The 22114-nt window shown below is 61.9% G+C and carries 14 protein-coding genes; 11 read left to right on the plus strand and 3 right to left on the minus strand.

The annotated features are described in order from the left end of the window. Nucleotides 1–289: 289 nt before the first annotated feature. Nucleotides 290–1798: a carboxypeptidase M32 gene (locus GJE22_RS01040; RefSeq protein ID WP_144687334.1), complete on the minus strand. Its 1509-nt coding sequence runs from the start codon at nucleotides 1796–1798 to the stop codon at nucleotides 290–292. 674 nt (nucleotides 1799–2472) lie between these two features. Between GJE22_RS01040 and GJE22_RS01045 the strand changes: the two genes are divergently transcribed. The 4 genes from GJE22_RS01045 to GJE22_RS01060 all read left to right on the plus strand — a co-directional run bounded on the left by GJE22_RS01045 (nucleotide 2473) and on the right by GJE22_RS01060 (nucleotide 8791). Further along, a complete protein-coding gene (locus tag GJE22_RS01045; protein WP_186297352.1) occupies nucleotides 2473–3609 on the plus strand; it encodes a C45 family autoproteolytic acyltransferase/hydolase in 1137 nt (378 codons plus the stop codon). Between the two features lie 464 nt (nucleotides 3610–4073). Then, nucleotides 4074–5150, plus strand: coding sequence for a phenylalanine--tRNA ligase subunit alpha (pheS, locus tag GJE22_RS01050; RefSeq protein WP_144687330.1), 1077 nt, complete (start codon nucleotides 4074–4076; stop codon nucleotides 5148–5150). 78 nt (nucleotides 5151–5228) lie between these two features. Further along, entirely contained in the window at nucleotides 5229–7736 is a 2508-nt protein-coding gene (gene pheT, locus GJE22_RS01055) for a phenylalanine--tRNA ligase subunit beta (protein ID WP_144687328.1), read from the plus strand. Between the two features lie 194 nt (nucleotides 7737–7930). Then, nucleotides 7931–8791: a hypothetical protein gene (locus GJE22_RS01060; protein ID WP_144687326.1), complete on the plus strand. Its 861-nt coding sequence runs from the start codon at nucleotides 7931–7933 to the stop codon at nucleotides 8789–8791. Nucleotides 8792–9017: 226 nt separating this feature from the next. Here the strand turns inward: GJE22_RS01060 and GJE22_RS01065 are convergent, their stop codons facing one another. Together GJE22_RS01065 and pyk are read right to left on the minus strand one after the other, a co-directional pair. Continuing rightward, nucleotides 9018–10073, minus strand: a complete 1056-nt coding sequence (locus tag GJE22_RS01065; RefSeq protein WP_144687324.1) for a hypothetical protein — start codon at nucleotides 10071–10073, stop codon at nucleotides 9018–9020. Nucleotides 10074–10397: 324 nt separating this feature from the next. Continuing rightward, nucleotides 10398–11867, minus strand: coding sequence for a pyruvate kinase (gene pyk / locus GJE22_RS01070; RefSeq protein WP_087186881.1), 1470 nt, complete (start codon nucleotides 11865–11867; stop codon nucleotides 10398–10400). Nucleotides 11868–12373: 506 nt separating this feature from the next. On the opposite strand from pyk, the gene GJE22_RS01075 reads away from it, so the two are divergent. The 7 genes from GJE22_RS01075 to GJE22_RS01105 all read left to right on the plus strand — a co-directional run bounded on the left by GJE22_RS01075 (nucleotide 12374) and on the right by GJE22_RS01105 (nucleotide 22041). After that, a complete protein-coding gene (locus tag GJE22_RS01075; RefSeq protein WP_144687322.1) occupies nucleotides 12374–15049 on the plus strand; it encodes a cation-translocating P-type ATPase in 2676 nt (891 codons plus the stop codon). 350 nt (nucleotides 15050–15399) lie between these two features. Beyond that, nucleotides 15400–16506, plus strand: coding sequence for a ribosome small subunit-dependent GTPase A (gene rsgA, locus GJE22_RS01080; RefSeq protein WP_144687646.1), 1107 nt, complete (start codon nucleotides 15400–15402; stop codon nucleotides 16504–16506). Nucleotides 16507–16822: 316 nt separating this feature from the next. Then, entirely contained in the window at nucleotides 16823–17581 is a 759-nt protein-coding gene (cpaB, locus tag GJE22_RS01085) for a Flp pilus assembly protein CpaB (RefSeq protein WP_144687320.1), read from the plus strand. Then, nucleotides 17578–19119, plus strand: coding sequence for an AAA family ATPase (locus tag GJE22_RS01090; RefSeq protein ID WP_144687318.1), 1542 nt, complete (start codon nucleotides 17578–17580; stop codon nucleotides 19117–19119). Before cpaB ends, GJE22_RS01090 begins: the two co-directional genes overlap by 4 nt. After that, a complete protein-coding gene (locus GJE22_RS01095; RefSeq protein WP_407923520.1) occupies nucleotides 19116–20471 on the plus strand; it encodes a CpaF family protein in 1356 nt (451 codons plus the stop codon). The genes GJE22_RS01090 and GJE22_RS01095 overlap by 4 nt, the downstream gene beginning before the upstream one ends. Beyond that, nucleotides 20447–21394: a type II secretion system F family protein gene (locus GJE22_RS01100; protein WP_144687314.1), complete on the plus strand. Its 948-nt coding sequence runs from the start codon at nucleotides 20447–20449 to the stop codon at nucleotides 21392–21394. The genes GJE22_RS01095 and GJE22_RS01100 overlap by 25 nt, the downstream gene beginning before the upstream one ends. Beyond that, nucleotides 21355–22041, plus strand: coding sequence for a type II secretion system F family protein (locus GJE22_RS01105; RefSeq protein WP_328597176.1), 687 nt, complete (start codon nucleotides 21355–21357; stop codon nucleotides 22039–22041). The genes GJE22_RS01100 and GJE22_RS01105 overlap by 40 nt, the downstream gene beginning before the upstream one ends. Nucleotides 22042–22114: the final 73 nt, after the last annotated feature.

Below are 22114 nucleotides of genomic sequence, written 5' to 3' on the forward strand. Positions count from 1 at the left end.
CATCGCTTGCATGTCTTTGTATCGGAGGCTCTTCCATGCCGAATTACGAAACAAGAGCCATGTTTCGCCTTCTTATTGCGTAATTCGGCATGAAAGTTTACTCAGAGCACAAGGCTGGGCCCGCCGAGCTGGATTTGTCGAGCCGGGCCCGCCGACCTGGGCCCACCGTGCTGTGCCCGCCAATCTGGGTCCGCCGAGCGAGAAACATACGACGAAGGCCGGCAGGGACTAAGCAGAGCGCGAAGCAAAAGGCCGCGCCAGCGAGTTGCTGCTGGCGCGGCCGGATTCTCTACAGCCCGTATAGCTTGCTGAATTTCTTTTGCAGATAATCGCAATAGAACGTGGCGTCAAACGGAGCGCCGCATGCGTTCAGGATGAGCTCGGGTGCGTCCTTGCCCGCGCCCCAGCGCCAGATTTTTTCGCGCAGCCAGGTGCGCACGGGCGCAAGGTCGCCTGCGGCGCAGGCGGCATCAACATCCACACCGTCCGCCGCCATGGCGGGTACCATCTGCGCTCCATAGGCGCTTCCGAGCGCGTAGCTCGGGAAGTACCCGAAGCTTCCGCTCGACCAGTGCGTGTCCTGCAGGCAGCCGTCCGTGTCATTCGGCACGTCAAGCCCCAGGTACGTACGGGTAAACTGCGCCCAGAGCTCAGGGATGTCGCGTGCGGTTGCCTCGCCCGCGAAGAGCATCCGCTCGATGTCATAGCGCACCATGATATGCAGCGGGTAGGTGAGCTCATCAGCTTCGGTGCGAATGAGCTGCGGCAGCGCGATGTTTGCCGCGCGGTAGAGCTGGTCCTCCGAGACGCTTCCATACGCCTCGGGAACGTGCTTGCGCAGCACGGCGAGAAGCGGGCCCATAAATGCGCGCGAGCGCCCGACGATGTTCTCAAAGAATCTCGACTGGCTTTCGTGGATGCCCATGGTGGAGCCGGTGCCCAGGCAGGTGTAGGCGTACGCGGGATCGATGTTCTGCTCGTAAATGGCGTGGCCAGCCTCGTGGATGACCGAGAACACGTTGCTGAGCAGGTTGTTTTCGTAGATGTGCGTCGTGATGCGCACGTCGCCGGGCGCCATGCCGTTGGTGAAAGGGTGCTCGACGCAATCGAGAACAGAGGCCTCGGGGTCAAGGCCCACGATGTCCATGAGCTCGCGAGCGATGTCAAGCTGCACGGATTCCGGCACGCGGGCGGTGAGGAACGGCGCCTCGGGCTGGGGGTGCTTTCCTATCTCGTGCACAAGCGGCACGACGGTGGCCTTGACCTGGTCGAAGAACTGGTCGTAGGCGGCCGAGTTCATGCCGCGCTCGTATTGATCGAGCCATACATCGTAAGGGTCGCGCGTCGAATCGATGCAGGCGGCCTGGCGCTTAAGCGCGGCGAGGATGCGATCGATGTACGGGGCGAACGATTCCCAGTCGTTCGCAAGCTTGGCTTTGTGCCAGACGGCGTTCGCTTCGCTGGTGAGCTTCGACCACGCTGCAGCCTCTTCGGTGGGAATGGCAACCGCCTCGCGCTGCTCGCGGGCGAGGACGCGAAGCTCAGTTGCCGTTTGCTCGTCGAGTTCTCCGGCGGCTGCCGCTTCTTCGAGCTGGGCAATTAGTTCTTGCGCCGAAGCGCTGGTAAGCGCTTCATGGTATTCGCCGGCAAGTGCACCCATGGCTTCCGCGCGCGCAGGTGCGCCCTTCGGCGGCGCCTTGGTTTCCCCGTCGAATTCCAGGATGCCCATAAGGTACGTACGCAGCCACAGATCGCGCTCGAGGCGTTTGAGCTGCTGAATAGTTGGGTTGTCGGCCATGGCGATCCTTTCAAACAGAGGCGTTTCGTGTGAACTCAGTGTACCCCACTCTGCTGGTCAGGGAATGAGCTCCCATTTGGTGTCAACGGGTTGGGGCCGCAATGCATTGTTGAGCCGCTTGCCGAGGAAGCACGCTCGGGGCAACTATTTCCCTGCCAGGCATTTATGGCGAACAGGTCGTGTTGAATTAGGGCTCTGCGCGGAGGCACCCGATGGGGCCTACGTTCTCAAAGCGCCCTCTGGATGTCGGCGGGATGGGCATCCCGTCGACATCCTTTTGTATATGGGGCTGTACATGCAGGGGCGCCGCGCTGAATGCGCATGCCGGGGCGGTTATTCAAGTTCGAGCGTTTTGAGCTCTTGATTGGTCAGCTGATAGGCTACTTGTCGTGCTGGAGTTTTTTGCAGCAGATTATCTGCACTGAGCGAGGTAAGTATTCTGCGCGTCGTGGCCTGCGAAATCCAGCCAGATTTCGATGGGGAAATTGCAAAACGGCAATGTGCGCTGCGAATTTGCTGTCGTAGGGATGGGGTAAGCGACCGTCATTGCGGACCGCTAAACCGAAGGCCTGCATTTCCCTCGCGTAAATTGACGAAAACATGATAATCGTCACTAATGCCAGCATCCTGTGCTAGCATGATGCGCCGCTATGTTGTCTATCAGGGGAGAATGCATGGAAGGACAGGCCAAAACGAGCAAAGCGCTCAGCGTGAAGAAGATCGTTATCCGTGTGGCCGTCGTATTCGTAGCGCTTATCGTTCTTGCGATGGCAGGGATTGCATTTATGTTCCGCAATGAAATCGCGACCGTGGCATCCATCAAGAAGGTGAACGATTACCCCTTCTATACCATGACCTATGAGGGCGATTACGGCATTGACGAGTTCATAGCCCAGGGAGGCGCTTCCAGCGATGCCGAGCTCATCGGGTTCGTCGTGCAGCATCTCATGAAAGGGCTTCCCATAACGATTGAGCTGCCCGACCTTGCGTGCTCGACGTTCAACGCCACCACGTCAGAAGGCGACGCAATCTTTGGCCGTAACTTCGATTTGAGCTATTCGCCGAGCATGCTGGTGCGCACCGATCCGGCGGATGGCTACGCATCGATTTCTATGGTTAACCTGGGGTTCCTTGGCTACGGTGAAGACAAGTTGCCGGATTCTCCCACTTCGAGCATAACGGCGCTCGCGGCCCCTTACGCGCCGCTTGATGGCGTGAACGAAGCTGGCCTGGCCGTGGGGGTGCTGCTCATCGACACCGACCCCACCAATCAGCAAACCGACAGAGTGGACATCACAACTACGACGGCCATCCGTCTTATGCTCGATAAGTGCGCGACGGTGGACGAAGCGCTTGACCTGCTTGAACAGTACGACATGCATTCGAGTGCCAACAGCTGCTACCACTTCCAGATCGCCGATGCCTCGGGCGATACCGTGGTGGTCGAGTATGTTGATAACGAGATGTCGGTTCTCGACCCCGACGACGTGACGACTGCGGGCCAGCCCGCTGCGGGTACCACGTACATGGCGGCTACGAACTTCCTGCTCACGCCAGGTGAGTATGATTTCGGAACGGGCCAAGACCGCTACCAGATCGTGACTGAGGGGCTTGGGGCGACGGACGGCGTTCTTTCCGAGGATGAGGCTATGAGTCTCCTCGCCGCGTGCTCGCAGGAGCCGCATATCAATAGCCGTGGGGAGGAGAGCCAGACGCAATGGTCGGTGGTGTATAACCTTGACAAGCAGAGTGCGACCATTGCCATTGGACGAGATTACGAGAATGCCTACGAGGTGAGCCTGCCCGATTAGGGGCATTCGCCCCGCCGGCGCTGCGAGCTGAGCACACCGCATTCCGCATAATTGCACGTGGGAGGCGCACCCGTTGTGCTATCATTTCGACCAACGCGTTGACGGAGAGGGTTGCACCCGCCGCGTCGCCGTTCAGAGAGGGTGGGTCACCGGCTGAAAGCCCGCCTGCGGAGGCAAGGATGCAGCGTTCACTCCCGAGTAGCGACCTGAACGGCCGCATGGCAGATGTGCGAGACAGATGTACCCGGCACAACTGTCTCATTGCGCTGAGTAGGGAAGCCGCCGCCTGGGCGACATCAGGCCAAAGAGGGTATGCGGGGCACGACATCCCGCAGCCAACCAAGGTGGTACCGCGGAATTGCATCCGTCCTTGAGCAAGCTGAGCTCGAGGGCGGATTTTTCTTTTCGTCTCGGGCGATGTTCCAGAGACCTCGAGCACCGGGAGATTTCGAAAGGGGAAGTACATGGGTCTGATTGACGATCTCGATGCGTTGCAGGCGCGCGCGCAGGAGATGATTGCCGCCTCGACAGATGCGAAAAAGCTTGAAGAGGCACGCGTGGCGCTCCTCGGCCGAAAGGGCGAGATCACGCAGATTATGCACATGATGGGCAAGGTTGCGCCTGAAGAGCGCCCAGTGCTCGGCAAGCGCGCGAACGAGCTGCGTCGCATGGCCGAGAGCCTCATCGAGCACGCTGCCGGTGACCTCAAGCGCCAGGCTATGCGCGAGCTCATGGCCACCGAATCCGTGGACGTGACGCTTCCGGGGGCGCGCCCGACCATCGGCCATGCCCACCTCATCAACCAGATCAAAGAGGAGATCGAGGACGTGTTCTGCGGTATCGGCTATACCGTCGAATCGGGCCCCCAGGTGGAGACCTCGTACTATAACTTCACTGCGCTGAACGCCCCGATGGACCATCCGAGCCGTTCCGCGCGCGATACGTTCTACGTAGTGGACAACGCGCCCGGCTCCGTGGCACACCCCGAGCAGCACGCGCACGGCGAGTCCGACGTGCTCCTGCGCACCCAGACGTCCGGCGCGCAGATTCATATCATGGAGCATCAGAAGCCGCCCATCTATGCCATCGTTCCCGGCACCGTGTATCGTCCGGATACGGCCGACGCCTGCCACCTTCCCCAGTTCAACCAGGTCGAGGGCATCGTGGTAGACGAGGGCATTACGTTCGGCGACCTCAAGGGCACGCTGGACTACTTCGCGCGCGCGATGTTCGGTGAGGACCGTCAGACGCGTTATCGCCCGCATTTCTTCCCCTTCACCGAGCCGAGCTGCGAACTCGACGTTTCTTGCCACGTCTGCGGGGGCAAGGGCTGCAGCTTCTGCAAGCACAGCGGTTGGATCGAGATTCTCGGTTGCGGCATGATCGACCCGAACGTGCTGATCAACTGCGGCGTCGATCCCGACCGTTATACCGGCTTCGCGTTTGGCATCGGCGTGGAGCGCGTTGCGGCGCTCCGGTACGACCTGCCCGACCTGCGCACGCTCATGACCGGAGACATGCGCTTCTTGGAGCAGTTCTAAACCGAGCAGTACCGCAGGTGAGGGGCTGGCAAGTCCTGTCGCCCCGTTGTCACCATTGTTACGCAGAAGGAGAATGCAATGCGCGTTTCATATAACTGGCTGCAGGAGCTCATCGATGTTCCGGAGTCGCCGGAAGAGCTCAGCCGCGAATTCATCCGTACGGGCACTGAGGTTGAGGCCATCGACACCGTGGGCGAATCGTTCGACCATGTCGTGACGGCGAAGGTCGTGTCTAAAGAGCCCCATCCGGATTCCGACCACATGTGGGTCACGATGGTCGATGTGGGAGGTTATAACCTGGGGGAGGACGGCTCGCCCGAGCCGTTGCAGATTGTGTGCGGCGCCCAAAACTTCGAGCAGGGCGATCACATCGTGACCGCGCTGGTGGGGGCGGAGCTCCCCGGTGGCATCAAGATCAAGAAGAGCAAGCTGCGCGGTGTGGTGAGTTACGGCATGAACTGCTCGGCGCGCGAGCTTGGTCTTTCGGGTGATCATTCCGGCATCATGATTCTGCCCGCGGACGCGCCGGTGGGCGTGCCGTTCGCCGAGTATCGCGGCACGTCGGACACCGTTCTGGACTGCGAGATAACCCCGAATCGCCCGGATTGCCTCTCCATGGTGGGCATGGCCCGCGAGGTAGGAGCCATCTTCGACCGCGACACGCATATCGAGCTGCCAACCATCAAGCAGGAGGTTGGGCGCCCGACGGCCGACGAGGTCTCGCTCGCCATCGCCGACGAGGGGCTGTGCAGCCGCTACGTGGCGCGCATCGTGCGCAACGTGAAGGTGGGGCCCTCGCCGGAGTGGATGGTCGAGCGCTTGGCGGCAGCCGGCGTGCGCTCCATCAACAACATCGTGGACATCACCAACTACGTGATGATGCTTACCGGCCAGCCCCTGCACGCCTTCGACCTCGATACCTTTGCCGAGCGCGACGGGCATCGCCGCGTGGTGGTGCGCGGGGCGCACGAGGGCGAGGTCTTCCAGACGCTCGACGGCGTTGAGCGTACGCTCGACGAAGGCATGGGCCTCATCACCGATGGCGAGCGCCCCGTGGCGCTGGCCGGCGTGATGGGCGGCATGGATTCCGAGATTGAAGACGATACGCGTGACGTGCTCATCGAGAGCGCATGCTTTGATGCGGGGCGCACGTCGCACACGAGCCGCGATCTGCAGCTTATCTCCGAGGCATCGATTCGTTTTGAGCGCCAGGTAGACGAGGCGGGCTGTGTGGATGTGGCGAACATCACGGCGGCGCTCATCGAGGAGCTCGCGGGCGGCGAGGTCGCACCGGGTTACGTGGACCTCTATCCTGCGCCCAAGGTGCAGCCGGAGCTCGTGCTGCGCCAGGAGCGCGTCGACCTCATCTGCGGTGCCCAGATTTCGCCGGAGTTCATCAAGCGCGCGCTCACGCGGCTCGGCTGCACGGTGCGCGTGGACGCTGCGAGCGCCGGTGGCGCGGGCGCGGACGCGGCGGCCGGTGGCACCGGCGCTGCGGGAACGTTCCGCGTAGTGCCGCCGAGCTTCCGTCCGGACCTCGAGCGCGAGATCGACCTCATCGAGGAGGTTCTGCGCCTTTGGGGCATGGACCGCGTGGAGGCGACCATTCCTGCAGCGAAGAATCACATCGGCGGCCTCACGCACGAGCAGCGCCTGCTTCGCCGCGTGGGCGCCATCTTGCGCTCCTGCGGGCTCAACGAGACCACGACGTACTCGTTCGCCGCGCCCGGCGACTTGGAGAAGACTCGCATGAGCACCGAGGGCCGCGGCTTGCCGGTCGTCATCATGAACCCGCTCGTGGCCGAGCAGACCGAGATGCGTCGTTCGCTGCTTCCGGGGCTGTTGCAGTCGGTTGCCTACAACAACGCGCACGGCACGGCCAACGTGCACCTGTACGAGATGGGTACGCTCTTCTGCGGTCGCGAGAACGCGAGCCTGCCCAAGGAGCGTCGTTCGCTCGCCGGCGTGCTGTCCGGCGCGTGGGGCGATGTGACGTGGAACCAGAAATTCGCGCCGCTGCGCTTCTTTGACGGCAAGGGTGTGGTGGAAGAGCTGCTTGCTCAGCTCCGAGTCGAGAAGGTTCGGTTCCGCCCGGCCGAGGGCGACGGTTATGCCTTCTTGCAGCCGGGCCGCGGTGCCGAAGTGCTGGCGGGTGGTACCGTGCTCGGATGGGTGGGCGAGATTCACCCCGAGGTCCGCGATGCGTACGGCATCGATCTTCCGGTCGTGGCGTTTGAGCTGAGCCTCGACGCGCTCATCACGTGCTCGCGCGACCAGCAGGCGTATCGCGACTTCTCGTCGTACCCAGCGGTCGAGATGGACCTTGCCATCGTGGTGGATGAGGGCGTTACCTGCGAAGATTTGGAGCGTCGTCTTCAGTCTGCCGGAGGCAAGCTCCTGCGCGGTGTGCGCCTCTTCGATGTGTACCGCGACGACAAGCGCGTGGGTGAGGGGAAGAAGTCGATGGCGTTCGCGCTTACGTATCGCGCCGACGACCACACGCTTACCTCCGAAGAGGTCGAGAAGGTGCACCAGAAGCTCGTGACCAAGGTGTGCAAGGCTACCGGCGGCGAAGTCCGCGCTTAGTGCGGCTTGCCAGGTGCCGCACCTCGGCCCTTGGAGCCCGTTCGGCCCTACACTTCTAGCGAGAACGATGTGCGCGCGGGGGCCCGGTGGGGGGGTGACGCCCCGGGGCAATTTCCGCAGCGAAGCGAGGACCAAGCCCAGGGACGTCACCCGCCCCCGGCCCTCTTCGGGAGCAAACAGCGATTGGAGCTCTTGTGCCAAGTTGGAACATCCATATTGCCCAGAGCGAGCAGCTCTTTTCCCGCAATGGCGCGGTCGCTTGCACCGTGCGGGACCGCAATGCCTTTCTGTTTGGTGCGCTCGTGCCGGACATCCCGGTGGGCTACATGGTTCCCGACGTGCGCGAGCCCATCGCGTATCGCATCACGCACTTCGCAACGCCCGAGCCTATCCCCAAGCCGCGCGAGCATGAGTTCTGGGCCGATTACGTCGCCCCCGCTGCAGGGCGCCTTGGTATCGTAGAGGGCCGCGTCCCCATTGCCGATGCCATCGCTCCCGCATCGATTGCTATTGAGCGCGAAACGGTCAATCGCATCCACTATCCCCAGCGCTACGAGGGCGTGACCATCAATCCTCCCAAGCAGGGGACCCCCGCCGACGAAGATTGCTCGACTGCCGCACTTGAGCGCTCGGGCTTTGATCTCTTGCTTGGCGTATGGACACACCTTCTGGCCGATAACATTTGGAACACGCGCGTCAACGAGTTTCTTGATGCGCTTGGCGATAAGCCCAGCGAGCAGTTTCGCATTAAAAAACAGGGAGATTTCGACTGGTTCGGCAAGACACTGCCCATTACCTCGTTTCCTCGCGATACGCCGCGGCTCATTGCGGCCGCCGCGGCGTTTCCGCAGTACGAGCTCGACGAGCGCACGGTGCTTATGACCATCGGCGTTGCGCATGAGATTGTCCGAGAGAACCAAGGCGCGCTCGACCACCCGCCCTATCGCCTGCTCACCAGCGAGTTCTTCTCAACCGTGTCTGCTGAGGTTGTCGAGACCACCGACCGACTTTTGGCGGAACGGCTGCAGGGCGCACGTCTTGTTGAGGCGCTGTGAGCGGTTCGCAACACATTCGTTTCGGATATCAACGGTTGTTTCGGAGAGGGTTGAGTAGTTAAGAACCAGAAAACGCATCTACCTGCTGGTTCTTTAAAGAGAAGCGCTCATCTACTCGGCACTCGGAAAAACAACCGTTGATAACCGTCGCGAGTTGCCTGTTGCGTCTGAAAAACGTTGCAATCTCTGCTTGTCTTTGGAGTTTACGCATCTTGTGCGTTGCCGCTTACGAGCCAAGCGTCTCCCAGTCGATAAAGAGCTCTTCGCAGAGTGCCCGCTCCTTCTGCATAAGCGCCTCGGTTTTAGGTTGAGGCCGAAACCCCGCACGGCGAGCGATGTGATCGATGGCGGCATGTCGGCGCTCCTCGTCGATGAGCTGCTCATAGGTGAGAAAGATGACGTCGATGCCCATGCTTTGAAGGGCAAGGGTACGGTTGGCGTCAAGGCCGCCTTGCTCAGCTGAATCATGGGCGAGGTGTCCGTGGCATTCGACGTCAAGTGCTTGTCCACCCTTGCAGCCGGGAAAGAAGAGGTCGCAGTAGCAATGCTGCCTCCCCGCGAGCCGGCGCGCTTTACGGCCGAGCCGAACCAGGTGGTTGTTCTCGAAAGGCGTAAGCCCTGCGCCGCCGAGCCGCCGGGATGCTCCCAGCAGCATGGAAGCTTGCGCTTCGAGTGGTGAGGCGGTCTGTCCGGTTACCATTTGCGCTGCCTGTCGGAATTGCTTGCTGCCGCGTAGACCGTAGATATGCTCGGCATAGTGCTGAAGCTCATGCACAGTGATGAGCGGAGGGCGCTTCCAGAGGGAGGTGCCATTGCCATGCGCATCTCGAACCTGTTGCCACATGTCGCGCGAGAGCCTGGTGTTTCTTATCGCGTCGAGGCGGGCTTGTGTCTCGGGCGCTGGGCGATAAACGGAAAACGAACCGCAAAGTTCGTACATTGCCATTGCAAGATGCGTAACCGAAACATGTGGTGCCATGGTGAGCAGGGTAAAGAGTGGCGAGCTGAGCGTGATTTCCAGGTCGTTTTCGAAGAAGGAGCCGAGGGGAAGCTCTTGCGACCAAAGGTGCATTTTGACGGAACTGGAGTAGCGTAGATATTTGCGCTGCGTAACAAGGACGTGGATGGGTATACCCAGGCCGCCGAGCGCTTCGGGGTTGCGAGCTATCGCGAGTTTTCCAACCCGTGTTGAGATGTCGGGGAGCGGTGGGTAGAGCGCGAGAATCTGCGGCGGGGTTCTGAGCAGCCGAAAAGCCGAAACCCCACAGATGAACTCATGCATGGTGCCTCCCTCCGCACGTGATGTGCCGTAATGATATCAGCCTATGACGTTTGTCAGGGCAATTATGCGGGGGGGGGGTAGCGTTCTTGGAAAACTTTCGGATATCAACGGTTGTTTTGGAAAAGGATAGGTAGTTAAAAAACAGCCAAGGTATTTACCTGCTTGTCTTATGAATAGAAGCCCCCGTCTACTCGGAGCTTCCGAGAATAACCGTTGATATCCGAAAGTTTTGTTGCAGGAGTGCCCGGAGAAAAGAAAACCGCCCTCGCAGAGGAGGGCGGTTCGATGCAAAAAGCGCTTCTATTCGATGAATAACGTGACGCCTTAGCGCACCTGAGCGACGTAGACCACGTTCGTGGAGCTGCGCTTCCCATCGCCGATGGTGGAGTCGACGGCGGTCTTGGGATCGCCGACGGTCACGACGGCAACATCGCCGGCGTCCACGTAGCCGCGCTCCTTAGCGCAGTCGATGGCCTTCGCCACGGTGTCGTCCACGCTGCCCTGCGTAATGGCGGCAAGGTGCGGCTCGATACCCCAGTACATGAGCATCTTCTGCACGGCCCACTGGTGGCGCGAGAAAGCGACAACGGGCGTGCTCGGGCGGAAGTGCGAGATGAGGCGCGCGGTGCGGCCGGTGGTGGTGGGGACAACGATGCACTTGGCGCCCACGGTCGTGGCCATGTTCACGGCGGAGAGGCCCACAACGTTGTTGATCACGCGCGTGCTCTGGCTGCCCTCGGGAACCTTGAGCTCGGCGTGCGCCCCCAGGTACTGCTCGGTCTCATGCGCGATGCTCGCCTGCATGCGAACGGCCTCGACCGGGTACTTACCGGCAGCGGACTCGCCGGAGAGCATCACGGCGTCGGTGCCGTCGTAGATGGCGTTCGCGACGTCAGCGACCTCAGCGCGGGTCGGGCGCGGGTTGCGGATCATGGAGTCGAGCATCTGCGTGGCGGTGATGACCGGCTTGTACGCAGCGTTGCACTTCTTGATCATCTTCTTCTGCAGGTGCGGCACGAGCTCGGGCGAGATCTCGATACCCAGGTCACCGCGGGCAACCATGATGCCGTCGGAGGCTTTGAGGATCTCGTCGAAGTTCTGGACGCCCAGAGCGCATTCGATCTTGGGGAAGATGCCCACGTGCTCGCCGCCGTTCTCACGGCAGAGCTCGCGGATCTCGCGCACGGCGGCGCCGTTGCGGATGAAGGAGGCGGCGATGTAATCGATGCCCTCCTTCAGGCCGAAGAGGATGTCCTGGCGGTCGCGCTCGGTGATGGCGGGGAGGCCGATCTCGACGTTGGGCAGGTTCACGCCCTTGCGCTCGCCGATCTCGCCGTCGTTCTTGACGACGCAGTGCATATCCTGGCCCTCAACGCTCTCGACCACAAGCTCAACGATGCCGTCGTCGATGAGGATGCGCGTGCCGGCCTCGGCCTCGCTGGGAAGATCGAGGTAGTCGAGCGAGATGTGGCTGGCGTCGCCGAGGAAGTCCTCGGAAGTGGGGGCAGCGGTGACGACGATCTTGTCGCCGGCCTTCACCGAGATCTTCTGGTGGTCCTTGAGCAGGCCGGTGCGGACCTCGGGGCCCTTGGTGTCAAGTAGGATGCCGATCGTCATGTCGAGCTCGGCAGCGATGCGGCGGACGCGCTCGATGCGGCCGTGATGCTCCTCGTACGAGCCATGGGAGAAGTTGAAGCGGGCGACGTTCATGCCCGCCTTCATCATCTCGCGCAACGTCTCGTCGTTGTCGCAGGCAGGGCCCATCGTGCAGACAATTTTCGTGCGTTTATACATGCAGTCCTCCAATTACACACTGCGTTTATGGGTCTTCTCGATCAGCGGTGCATTATAGGTGAACTGGCCGGAAAGATAGCCGCTTATCGAAGAAAAACAGCCGATTACCGAATCTGCATTACATAACACAAATACCAGGATTATATATCGCAATTTTTGCTGAAGAGGTGGGATGCCGGCGAAGGTAAGCTGAGCGGAATGTCGGACGGACTGTCGGGCGACGGTGGGCCGGGCGCTCCGGCGTTGCCGTGCGGAGCGCCCAGCAACGGCGCGTGCAGCAGAATGTCGCCCGGCAATGCCGCGTCTGGCAGAGCGCTGCCCGAAAAACGCCGCCACTGAGGTAAGCGGCAGAAACCCCGAGCTTCTGGGCCTCGCGGCCCGCGCGCTTGGGTAAAATAGAAGCTTGCATGACGAGCCCTTGCCTCCGGGAATTACGATTGGGCGTTGTGTAGGTATAGGGGGTGCCCGGGGCACCCAGAGTTCAGACGTACCAGGAGGGATACAGTTTGAAAGAGTACCTAGCTTCGGCTGAGGGCGTGCTCAAAGAGCAATCCACGAGCGCGGATGCGGGCCTGAGCACTTCCGAGGCGCAAACGCGCCAGGCGAAGTTCGGCCCGAACAAGCTCAAGGAGGAAGAGAAGACCCCGCTGTGGATTCGCTTCTTCCAGCAGATGGCCGACCCCATGGTCATCATGCTCATCGTCGCGGCCGTCATCTCCGCCGTGACCGGCATGATCCAGGGCGAGTCCGAGTGGGCCGACGTCGTCATCATCATGGCGGTCGTTATCATCAACTCCGCCCTCGGGGTGATTCAGGAGGCCAAGAGCGAAGAGGCGCTCGCTGCTCTTCAGGAGATGAGCGCCGCCCAGTCTAAGGTCATCCGCGACGGCAAGCAGATCTCGCTGCACTCCAGTGAGCTCGTGCCCGGCGACATCGTGCTGCTCGAGGCGGGCGACGCGGTTCCCGCCGACTGCCGCGTGCTCGAGAGTGCTTCCATGAAGATCGAGGAGGCCGCCCTCACCGGCGAGTCCGTCCCGGTAGAGAAGCACACCGACCCGATCGCGCTCGACGGTGCCGACGACGTTCCGCTCGGCGACCGTAAGAACATGTGCTACATGGGCTCCACCGTGGTGTATGGCCGCGGCCGCGCCGTGGTGTGCGGTACCGGCATGAACACCGAGATGGGTAAGATCGCTGGCGCGCTCAACGACGCCAAGGAAGAGCTCACGCCGCTTCAGGTGAAGCTCGCCGAGCTTTCCAAGATCCTCACCATCCTGGTGATTGTCATCTGCGTGGTCGTCTTCGCCGTCGACGTGCTGCGCGCCGGCATCGGCACCGTCACCGCCGAGCCGCACATGCTGCTCGACACCTTCATGGTTGCCGTGTCGCTCGCCGTTGCGGCTATCCCCGAGGGCCTTGTCGCCGTCGTGACGATTGTGCTTTCCATCGGCGTGACCAAGATGGCCAAGCGCCAGGCGATTATCCGTAACCTCAGTGCGGTCGAGACCCTTGGCTGCACGCAGGTCATTTGCTCGGATAAGACGGGCACCCTCACCCAGAACAAGATGACGGTCGTGAACCACGAGCTTGCCGCTCCCGAGGAGAAGCTCCTCGCGGGCATGGCGCTGTGCTCCGATGCCAAGTGGGACGAAGAGGCGGGCGAGGCCGTGGGCGAGCCCACCGAGTGCGCGCTTGTGAACGACGCCGCAAAGATGGGCATGAAGGGACTGGACGAGGAGCACCCGCGCGTGGGCGAGGCTCCGTTCGACTCCGGTCGCAAGATGATGTCCGTCGTGGTCGAGGAAGCCGATGGCAACTTCGAGCAGTACACCAAGGGCGCGCCCGATGTGGTCGTGGGGCTCTGCACGCAGGTGTATGACGGCGACAAGATCGTTCCCATGACCGACGAGCGTCGCGAGCAGATTCTTGCCGCCAACAAGGCCATGGCCGACCAGGCGCTGCGCGTGCTTGCGCTCGCCAGCCGCACCTACACCGAGAAGCCTGCGGACTTCGCTGCCGAAGCGCTCGAGAACAACCTTGTGTTCTGCGGTCTCTCCGGCATGATTGACCCCGAGCGTCCCGAGGTTGCCCCCGCTATCGAGGAGGCCCACGGCGCCGGCATCCGCACCGTCATGATCACGGGCGACCATATCGACACCGCCGTGGCCATCGCCAAGAACCTCGGTATCGTCGAGGATCGCAGCCAGGCCATCACCGGTGCCGAGATCGACAAGATGTCTGAGGAAGAGCTCGATCAGAACATCGAGAAGTACGGCGTGTACGCTCGCGTTCAGCCCGAGCACAAGACCCGCATCGTCGAGGCGTGGAAGTCCAAGAACAAGATCGTTGCCATGACGGGCGACGGCGTGAACGATGCTCCCTCCATCAAGCACGCGAACATCGGCATTGGCATGGGCATCACCGGCACCGACGTTACCAAGAACGTTGCCGACATGGTGCTTGCCGACGACAACTTCGCCACGATCATCAATGCGTGCGAAGAGGGTCGTCGCATCTACGACAACATCCGTAAGGTCATCCAGTTCCTGCTGTCCGCGAACCTGGCCGAGGTGTTCAGCGTGTTCGCGGCGACGCTCATGGGCTTCACGCTGTTCCAGCCCATCCAGCTTTTGTGGGTGAACCTCGTGACCGACTGCTTCCCTGCGCTCGCGCTCGGCATGGAAGAGGCCGAGGGCGACGTGATGAAGCGCAAGCCGCGCAATGCCTCCGACGGCGTGTTCGCGGGCAACATGGGTCTCGATACCGTGGTCCAGGGCCTCATCATCACCGTGCTCGTGCTCGCCAGCTTCTTCTGCGGTGTGTACTACGACCTGGGCGTTATCGATCTTTCCAAGCTGGCCACCTCTATGGCCGACGAAGAGGGCGTCATGATGGCGTTCATCACCTTGAACATGGTCGAGATCTTCCACTGCTTCAACATGCGCAGCCGTCGTGCCAGCATCTTCCATATGAAGAAGCAGAACAAGTGGCTGTGGGGCGCGGCGTTCCTGGCGCTCGTTCTCACGCTCGTTGTGGTCGAGGTCGATGCCCTGTCCATGATCTTCTTCGGTGTGGAGCATCTTGAGCCCAAGGGCATGATTACCGCGCTCGCGCTCGGCTTCCTGATCATTCCGTTGGTCGAGATTTACAAGGCCATCATGAGGGCGGTCGAGAAGGAGTAGGCTCCCGAACGTCAACCTGACCGAAGGCCCCGGCGATTCCTTCGGGCGTGGTCCTCGCTGCTTGGCGATGCCAAGCAGCTGCGGAAAACGCCCTTCGGAACTCGCCGGGGCCTTCTTCGTTGACGCGCCACCATTCTCTGGACTTGTGTGGGATAGCGCGCGCTTCCGTAGCGCGTTCTGTTCCTATTTGCTCACCGGTGGGTTCTGGAATGAGTTCGAGGTTCGAGCATTTTTGTGTGAGGGGCTGTGCGGTAAGATGGGCAGCGTGTATCGATGTGTTGAAGGGCGGTTGCATGGCAAAACGGGCGCGGAGCAAAGGTGCTGGCCGCGGCAAGCGTGGAAGGGCCGCGATGGGGTCGGCCGATGCTACGTGTGTGGGCGCCGCGCTGCCCAAGATCGATGCGCTGGAGGACGTGCCGGCGTTCACGGATGTGCGGCCGAGCGACGAGCAGCGCGCGGCGTTCGAGGCTTTTTGCTCGGCGGCGGAAACGCCTGGTGAAATGCATTTAGGATGTGTAGTTCGCCTTGACCGCGGATTTCCGTTGGTGGTGACCGAGGAGCGCATGCTGCGCGCGGAGCATGCTGTTGGATTCGCCAAACAGGATAAGGAGAAGGGCGATGGCTTGCTCCCCGCCGTGGGAGATTGGGTCGCGCTGAGGCTTGCCCCCGGGCACGATATGGGCGTTATCGAGCGCGTTTTGCCGCGCCGCACGGTGTTCGAGCGGTGGCGTGGGAAAAATCGCGGCGAGCGGCAGGTTCTGTGCGCGAACGTGGACGTGATTCTTGTCGTTCAGCCACTTGGCGCCGGCGAGGTGCTGCTTGGGCGTATCGCTCGCTCGCTTGTGCTCGCGGCAGACTGTGGCGCCGAGCCGATCGTGGTGCTCACCAAGGCGGATCGCTGCTCTGAGGAGGAGCGCGAGGGCGAGGTGGCTCGCGTTCGGCGCCTCGTGGGCGGCGGGGTCCGCGTCGTGGTGACGTCGTCCGCGACGGGAGAGGGTCTCGATGGCGTGCGCGCCTGCGTGCCCGCGGGTACCTGCTCCATGATTCTGGGAGAATCGGGTGCGGGCAAATCGACGCTGCTCAATACGCTGCTGGGACACGATGCGCTCGAAACCGGTGCGGTACGTGCCCGTGACGATGCGGGCAGGCACACGACGGTCGCGCGCGTGATGGTCAAGCTGCCGGGTTCTTGCGGTGTGGTGACGGATGCTCCCGGGCTGCGCAGCCTGCCCCTGGTGGGTCATGAGCGCGGGCTTGCCAGGGCGTTCCCCGAGATCGTCGAGGCGTCAAGAGGGTGCCGGTTCAACGACTGCACGCATACGCATGAACCTGGATGCTCGGTGCGGGCTGCGGTCGAGGCGGGAGAGATTGACGAGTTGCGTCTCGAGGTGTTCAAGGGGCTGGCGTCTGAGATGCGCGTAAGTGCGCAGAGTCTGGACCCTGATATCCACCTGTAGATTGGTCTTGTCGCGGTGTCTGGGATGCCGGGGTGCGCCGACGCGCCTGATCGGTGATGCATCGGTTCTTCCAAAAGATGAATACCTTTTTCGTTTCCTGTGCGTGCGGGGCTGGCTGAGTGGCCGCCTCGCTTCTTTTGCACTCGAGTAATGCATAAAGAAACAACTGAATAGAAGCTGGGCGTTTAGTTTTCCGCCTGCGTTTTGTCAGCGGGTCTCTCACTTTATCGGGTTGATGCCTGCTCTGGATTGGTCCCTCGCGACAATGGCATCAAGGACGAAGTTCCTCACGATGGTTCAAGCGAGGGGGCGGCAGATGAGGCATGGAAAGCGGTTGATCGCAAGCGTTGCGTCGGGTTTTCTTGCCGCTGCGCTGAGCCTGTGGTACGGAGCGTCCCTGCAGGCGGGGGCAGAGCAGGAACGACAGGAGATGCTCGCGGCATATGGAGGGGATCTTGTGAGCGTCTGCGTGGCGTCGCACGACATCGATGCGGGCGAAACGATCGATGAAGGATGCGTGCGCGTTGAGGAATGGGTTGCAGGCATGCTCCCTTCCGGTGCGCTCACCTCGGTCGATGATGTGATCGGGAAGCAGGCGACCTCGGCGATTCCGGAGCATGCGGTGCTCTGCCCCTTGTACTTCGAGGCGAGAAGCGGGTCTTTGGATATACCCGAAGGCCGGGTTGCGGTCTCGGTGGGCGTCGACGCCGCCCATGCCGTGGGAGGCTCTATCGAGCCGGGCACGAATGTCGACGTCTATGTTTCCGCAAACGGCGTGGCCGATCGATTATGCGGAGCGCATGTAATTGATACCAGCGCACAGGGGCGGGGAGCAGCGAGCGGAGATTTGAGCTGGGTAACGCTGGCCGTTGAGCCCGACCGCGTAACGGAGGTGTTGGCTGCAACGGCAAAGGGGACGATCGCCCTTGCGGCTCCTGGTGAGGGAGCCAATGCAGGCGTTTCAGATGATTCAGTAGATACCGAGGCTTCGAGCGATGCCGTCGGTGAAGGGTCCAGCGCGGCGAGCGCCGGTACTCCGACGGATGAGCTGGATGAAGGGGGCGACGCGCGATGAAGGATGCGGTATGGCTTGCGTGCTGCCCACGTAACGAGCGCAGGATCGTTCAGCGTGAGATAGAGTCGCGAGAAGTGGGCGCGCGCCTGCTCTGGCTCGATGGGGCGCAGGCTCTTGGGGAGGTGCTCGCGGCATTATCCGAGCCGGTTGATGGCGTGGTAGTGCTGGACGACGAAGGCATGCACGATGAGCTGCTTGCCTTGCTGGCCAAGGTTGCGTCATCTCAGGTGCCGTGCCGTGCCGTCGTTATGGTTTCCGAGCTCGATCCAGCGTGGATCGCCCAGCTATTTCACGCGGGCGCAGCGGAGGTTGTGCCTGTTTCGAGGGAAGAGATGCGGCGCGGATGCGCTGATGGGGCATGCATGGGAAGGGATTGCAACCGCGAGGCTCAGACGCCGCCTCTCGATACCACGCCTGGGCTCGAGGTGCCTTGTGCACCCACGAGGCTTGCCTGTAACGCAACGGAAGCCGTTCACGAACCGGTGCCTCGGGTCCAGGATGGATGTTCGCCGTCCTATACGCAAGATGACCTGGCCGACCTCGATGAGCCGGATGAGGTGCCTTTTGCGCCATGCCGCGCAGAAGACCTGCGGTGCATGGGGGGATCTCGAGCTGCGGGTCCGGATCATACGGCACCTGAACCGAGTGGCGAGGAGATTTCGCCGCGCGTGGACACATCTCATGTGGAGGGCGCTAGCGAACGTCGAGCGCCGGTAATCTGTGCGGTTTCCGGTGCGGGAGGGAGCGGAGCCACAACGCTCATCGCTGCGATGGCGGCTTGCTCTGCGCATGCCGGCCTTCGGACCGCCGTGCTCGACTTGGACCTCATGTTCGGCAACCTTTACGAGCTCTTTGGCGTAGAAACGCTGCATGACCTTGGTTTGCTTGCGAACCAAGCGGGAAGCGCCCCGTTGGATGAGGCTGCAATCGTGAGGTCTTCGATGCGCGTGGGGCCCGGGCTAACGCTGTGGGGCCCCATTGCCACACCCGAGCGCGCGGAGCTGCTTGGGCGCGCGGTCGAGATGCTCATCGGCGTCCTTCGCCGGGAATCGGATGTCGTATTCGTTGACACGTCCCGCACGTGGACTGATGCCGTGGCGGGGGCGGTCGCAGGCTGCGATCGTTGCCTTATGGTATGCGGCCATGCGGTGGGCGCGGTGACGGCGCTCGAGCGAGCGGTGAGCATGGTCAGCCGGCTAGGCGTTCCGCGGACGCGTATGGTCTGCGTCGTAAATCGCTTCGGGCAGCGCGCCTGCACCGAAGAGGAAGCGATGCGCCTGGAGATGGCGGCGTCGCTGAGCGCGAAGACGCGCATCCCCGACGGGGGAAGTACGCTCGCATCGCTTCTCTCGTTTGGACGCATAGAGGATGCCGTGCGCGCTCAGGATGCGTTCGGCAGAAGCATCCATGCGTTTACCCGCAGCTTGCTGCGTGAGCTTGGTTGCTCGATAGGTGCCGATGTGCCAGACAGTGTCCAGGAGGTTTCTGCGCGGCCTCGCCTGCGGTTGCCTTGGAAGAGGCTCGGTGAGGCCTCGTGAGCGTCTTTGAACGATTTGAGCGCGTAAGAAGGAGTGAGGGCCAGCTCGATTCGGGCGGGCGAGGCCACGCGCCGCGAGGAAGGGCGTCGCGTTCTCTTCGCGCCATTGTGCGAGATGCGAAGCGCGACATGCTCGACCGCGTGGGGTTTGCCGAGGTGGCGCGTTTAGCTCGAGATTCCGATACAAGGCATTCTCGCGAAGAGCTGCGTCCCGCGGTGGAAGCGGTGATTAACGCACGGGATACGGGAGAGCTCAGCCAAGAGGACCGTGAAGAGGTCGTGGTCGAGGTCTTGGACGATGTAGTAGGGCTTGGGCCGCTTCAACCCCTCATCGAAGACGATTCGGTCACAGAGATAATGGTCAACGGATGCAAGTCGACATATTTTGAGCAGGCGGGAACGCTGCATGCCATGGGGAGGCTCTTTGATGATGACGAGCAGATTCGTATCCTCATCGATCGCATTATCTCTCCCTTGGGTAGGCGTATCGACGAACGGAGTCCCATCGTCAATGCGCGCCTGAGCCAGGGCTACCGTGTTAACGCGGTGATTCCACCCATCGCGATCGATGGGCCCATCCTCACCATCCGTAAGTTTTCCGATCGCATCAGTTCGCTCAAAGAGCTCGTTGACCTGGGCTCTCTGCCCGAATGGTATGCGCAGCTTCTCTCGTGCGCGGTGTCGCTCCGCCAGGACCTTGCGGTTGCCGGCGGCACGGGGTCGGGCAAGACCACGCTTCTCAATGCTCTGTCGTGCGAGATTCCCGTGGGCGAGCGCATCGTGACGATTGAGGATTCCGCGGAACTCAAGTTCTCGCGGCACCCGCATGTGGTGAGGCTCGAGGCCCGTGCGGCATCGATAGAGGGGGAGGGTGAGGTGACGATACGAGACTTGGTAACAAACGCCCTGCGCATGAGGCCCGACCGCATCGTGGTAGGAGAGGTGCGAGGGGCGGAATGCATCGATATGCTGCAGGCCATGAACACCGGGCATGACGGATCGCTCACGACCTTGCACGCGGGAACCGAGGAGGAAGCCGTCGTGCGCCTCACGCTGCTCGCGCGTTACGGCATCAATCTTCCCTCCGAGCTTATCGAAGAGCAGATCGCGATGGCGCTCGATGGAATCGTCATGTCTGAACGCCGGGCCGATGGCAGGAGATTCGTGTCGTCGTATTCAGGGGTGGCGAGAGGGGCGGGGGGAGGCGTTGAGCTTGAGCAGTATGTGACCTTCGACCGGGCGGCCGGAGCGTGGGAGCTTGTGCGGGAACCGCCGTTTATCGCCCAAGCGCTCGAGGCTCATGTTCTTACAGAAGAGGAGGTATCGGCATGGCGCGATTTATGCCCTTCGTGATCGGGGCGCTTGTGGCCGTGTGCACGGCCTGCCTGTTTGGCTGCTTTTCGGTAGGGGGCGTGCCAGGGCGCTCCGTGCCTACCTCTGCGGGCGCACGACAAGTCTCGGTAGCAGGGATGAAAGAGGGGCTGCTCGCTTTCTCCAGAAGGCTGGGCGAGATGGTTCCGCAACAGATCTCGGGGAACTCCGTGGTACGGCGTTGCGTGATGGAGATTCCTTTCGATGGCGGGGACTACGTTACCAAGCTTGGCATGCTGTTGTGCGCCGATGCTGCCTGCGGCCTTGCGGGGGCTACCGTCTCGTTCTCTTTGTGGGGGTTCGCTGCAGGCCTTGTGGCGTTTTGGGGCGTTCTGGGCTTACGGTCATCTCGAAGGATGCGGTCGGAAGAGCGGCGCATAGAGGCGGAGATGCCGGAGGCGTTCGCCGCGCTTGCCATCGCGCTCGGTTCGGGGCACTCGCTTGCCCAAGGCATGCGCTTCGTGGGAAGTCATGCTCAAGAGCCGGTGAAATCGGAGTTCACGAGGGTATCGCACGCGATAGATTGCGGGGTTCCTGCAGCGTCGGCACTTGACGATTTGCTCGAACGCCTGCCTGCCCCCGGGTTGGGATTCGTATCGCTCGCTTTGAAGATATCCCAGCGCACGGGCGCACCGCTGCGCGACCTACTCGCAGATGCCGCGGAGATGGTGGGCGAACGCATGGAGCTCGCGCGCCGGCTCGATGTGAAAACGTCTCAAGCACGTATGTCGGCGCGCTTGGTGGCCCTCATGCCGGTGGCGATGGTCGGTCTGCTCACGCTGCTCTCAGGCGATTTCAGGGCGGGTCTTGCAACGCCCGTTGGGGCTGGCAGCGTGGCCGTTGCTCTTGCCTTAAACCTGCTTGCGTGGTGGATCATCCGGCGCATGATGGAGGTGGATGTGTGATGTCCGCGTCGTGGTTGGGGCCTTGCGCGGTCGGCGGTGCATGGGCAACGTTCCTGTGGCTTTTCCAGGGGGTCGAGCCGGGTGAACGGCAGGAGGCTCTGGCTAGGATGGTTGCGATTGGCAAGGCGATTGCGGGAAGGGCACGCGCCGTGGGGATCCGGCTCGTAGAGCTTGTTCCGCTTGCACCCGATGCTGCTTATGGCCGAGCGTCCCTTGGAGAAATCTCCGAGATGATCGATGTTGTACGGCTCGGGCTGTCTGCAGGGCTTTCGTTTGATGCTGCGCTCGAATTGTACTGCGCCAATCGGACCGGGCGCCTCGCGGATCTTTTGAGTGAAGCACACATGTCGTGGCAGATGGGTCTCGGAACACGCGAGGAGGAGCTTTTGAGGGTCGCCCGCGTGCTGGGTGAAAGGGCCTTGGAGTCGTTCGCCGCAACGGTCTCACAGGCGCTCGGGCTGGGTGCCCCGCTGAGCGAAACGCTTGCCGGGCAAAGTAGGGAAATCAGGTTGGCGCATCGGGCCGATGTCGAGCGAGAAATCGAACGTATTCCGGTCAAGTTGCTCATACCCACCGGAACGCTGATTCTGCCAGCGCTTTTGCTGTCAATCGTGGGTCCGCTGCTCGCTGCGAGCGGCATGTTGTAAGGAGGGTGTTCATGAAGGGCTGGTCGAGGATTCAGCAGGGTTGCCGAAGGGCCATTGAAAGCGGAGGGTCGTG

This window comes from Enorma shizhengliae, from assembly GCF_009676995.1.
Taxonomy (GTDB): Bacteria; Actinomycetota; Coriobacteriia; order Coriobacteriales; family Coriobacteriaceae; genus Enorma; species Enorma massiliensis.

Coding starts and splice junctions, on each gene's coding strand:
- GJE22_RS01040 (WP_144687334.1), bottom strand. CDS start 1,798: ATGGCCGACAACCCAACTATTCAGCAGCTCAAACGCCTCGAGCGCGAT.
- GJE22_RS01045 (WP_186297352.1), top strand. CDS start 2,473: ATGGAAGGACAGGCCAAAACGAGCAAAGCGCTCAGCGTGAAGAAGATC.
- pheS (WP_144687330.1), top strand. CDS start 4,074: ATGGGTCTGATTGACGATCTCGATGCGTTGCAGGCGCGCGCGCAGGAG.
- pheT (WP_144687328.1), top strand. CDS start 5,229: ATGCGCGTTTCATATAACTGGCTGCAGGAGCTCATCGATGTTCCGGAG.
- GJE22_RS01065 (WP_144687324.1), bottom strand. CDS start 10,073: ATGCATGAGTTCATCTGTGGGGTTTCGGCTTTTCGGCTGCTCAGAACC.
- pyk (WP_087186881.1), bottom strand. CDS start 11,867: ATGTATAAACGCACGAAAATTGTCTGCACGATGGGCCCTGCCTGCGAC.
- rsgA (WP_144687646.1), top strand. CDS start 15,400: ATGGGGTCGGCCGATGCTACGTGTGTGGGCGCCGCGCTGCCCAAGATC.
- cpaB (WP_144687320.1), top strand. CDS start 16,823: ATGAGGCATGGAAAGCGGTTGATCGCAAGCGTTGCGTCGGGTTTTCTT.
- GJE22_RS01090 (WP_144687318.1), top strand. CDS start 17,578: ATGAAGGATGCGGTATGGCTTGCGTGCTGCCCACGTAACGAGCGCAGG.
- GJE22_RS01100 (WP_144687314.1), top strand. CDS start 20,447: ATGGCGCGATTTATGCCCTTCGTGATCGGGGCGCTTGTGGCCGTGTGC.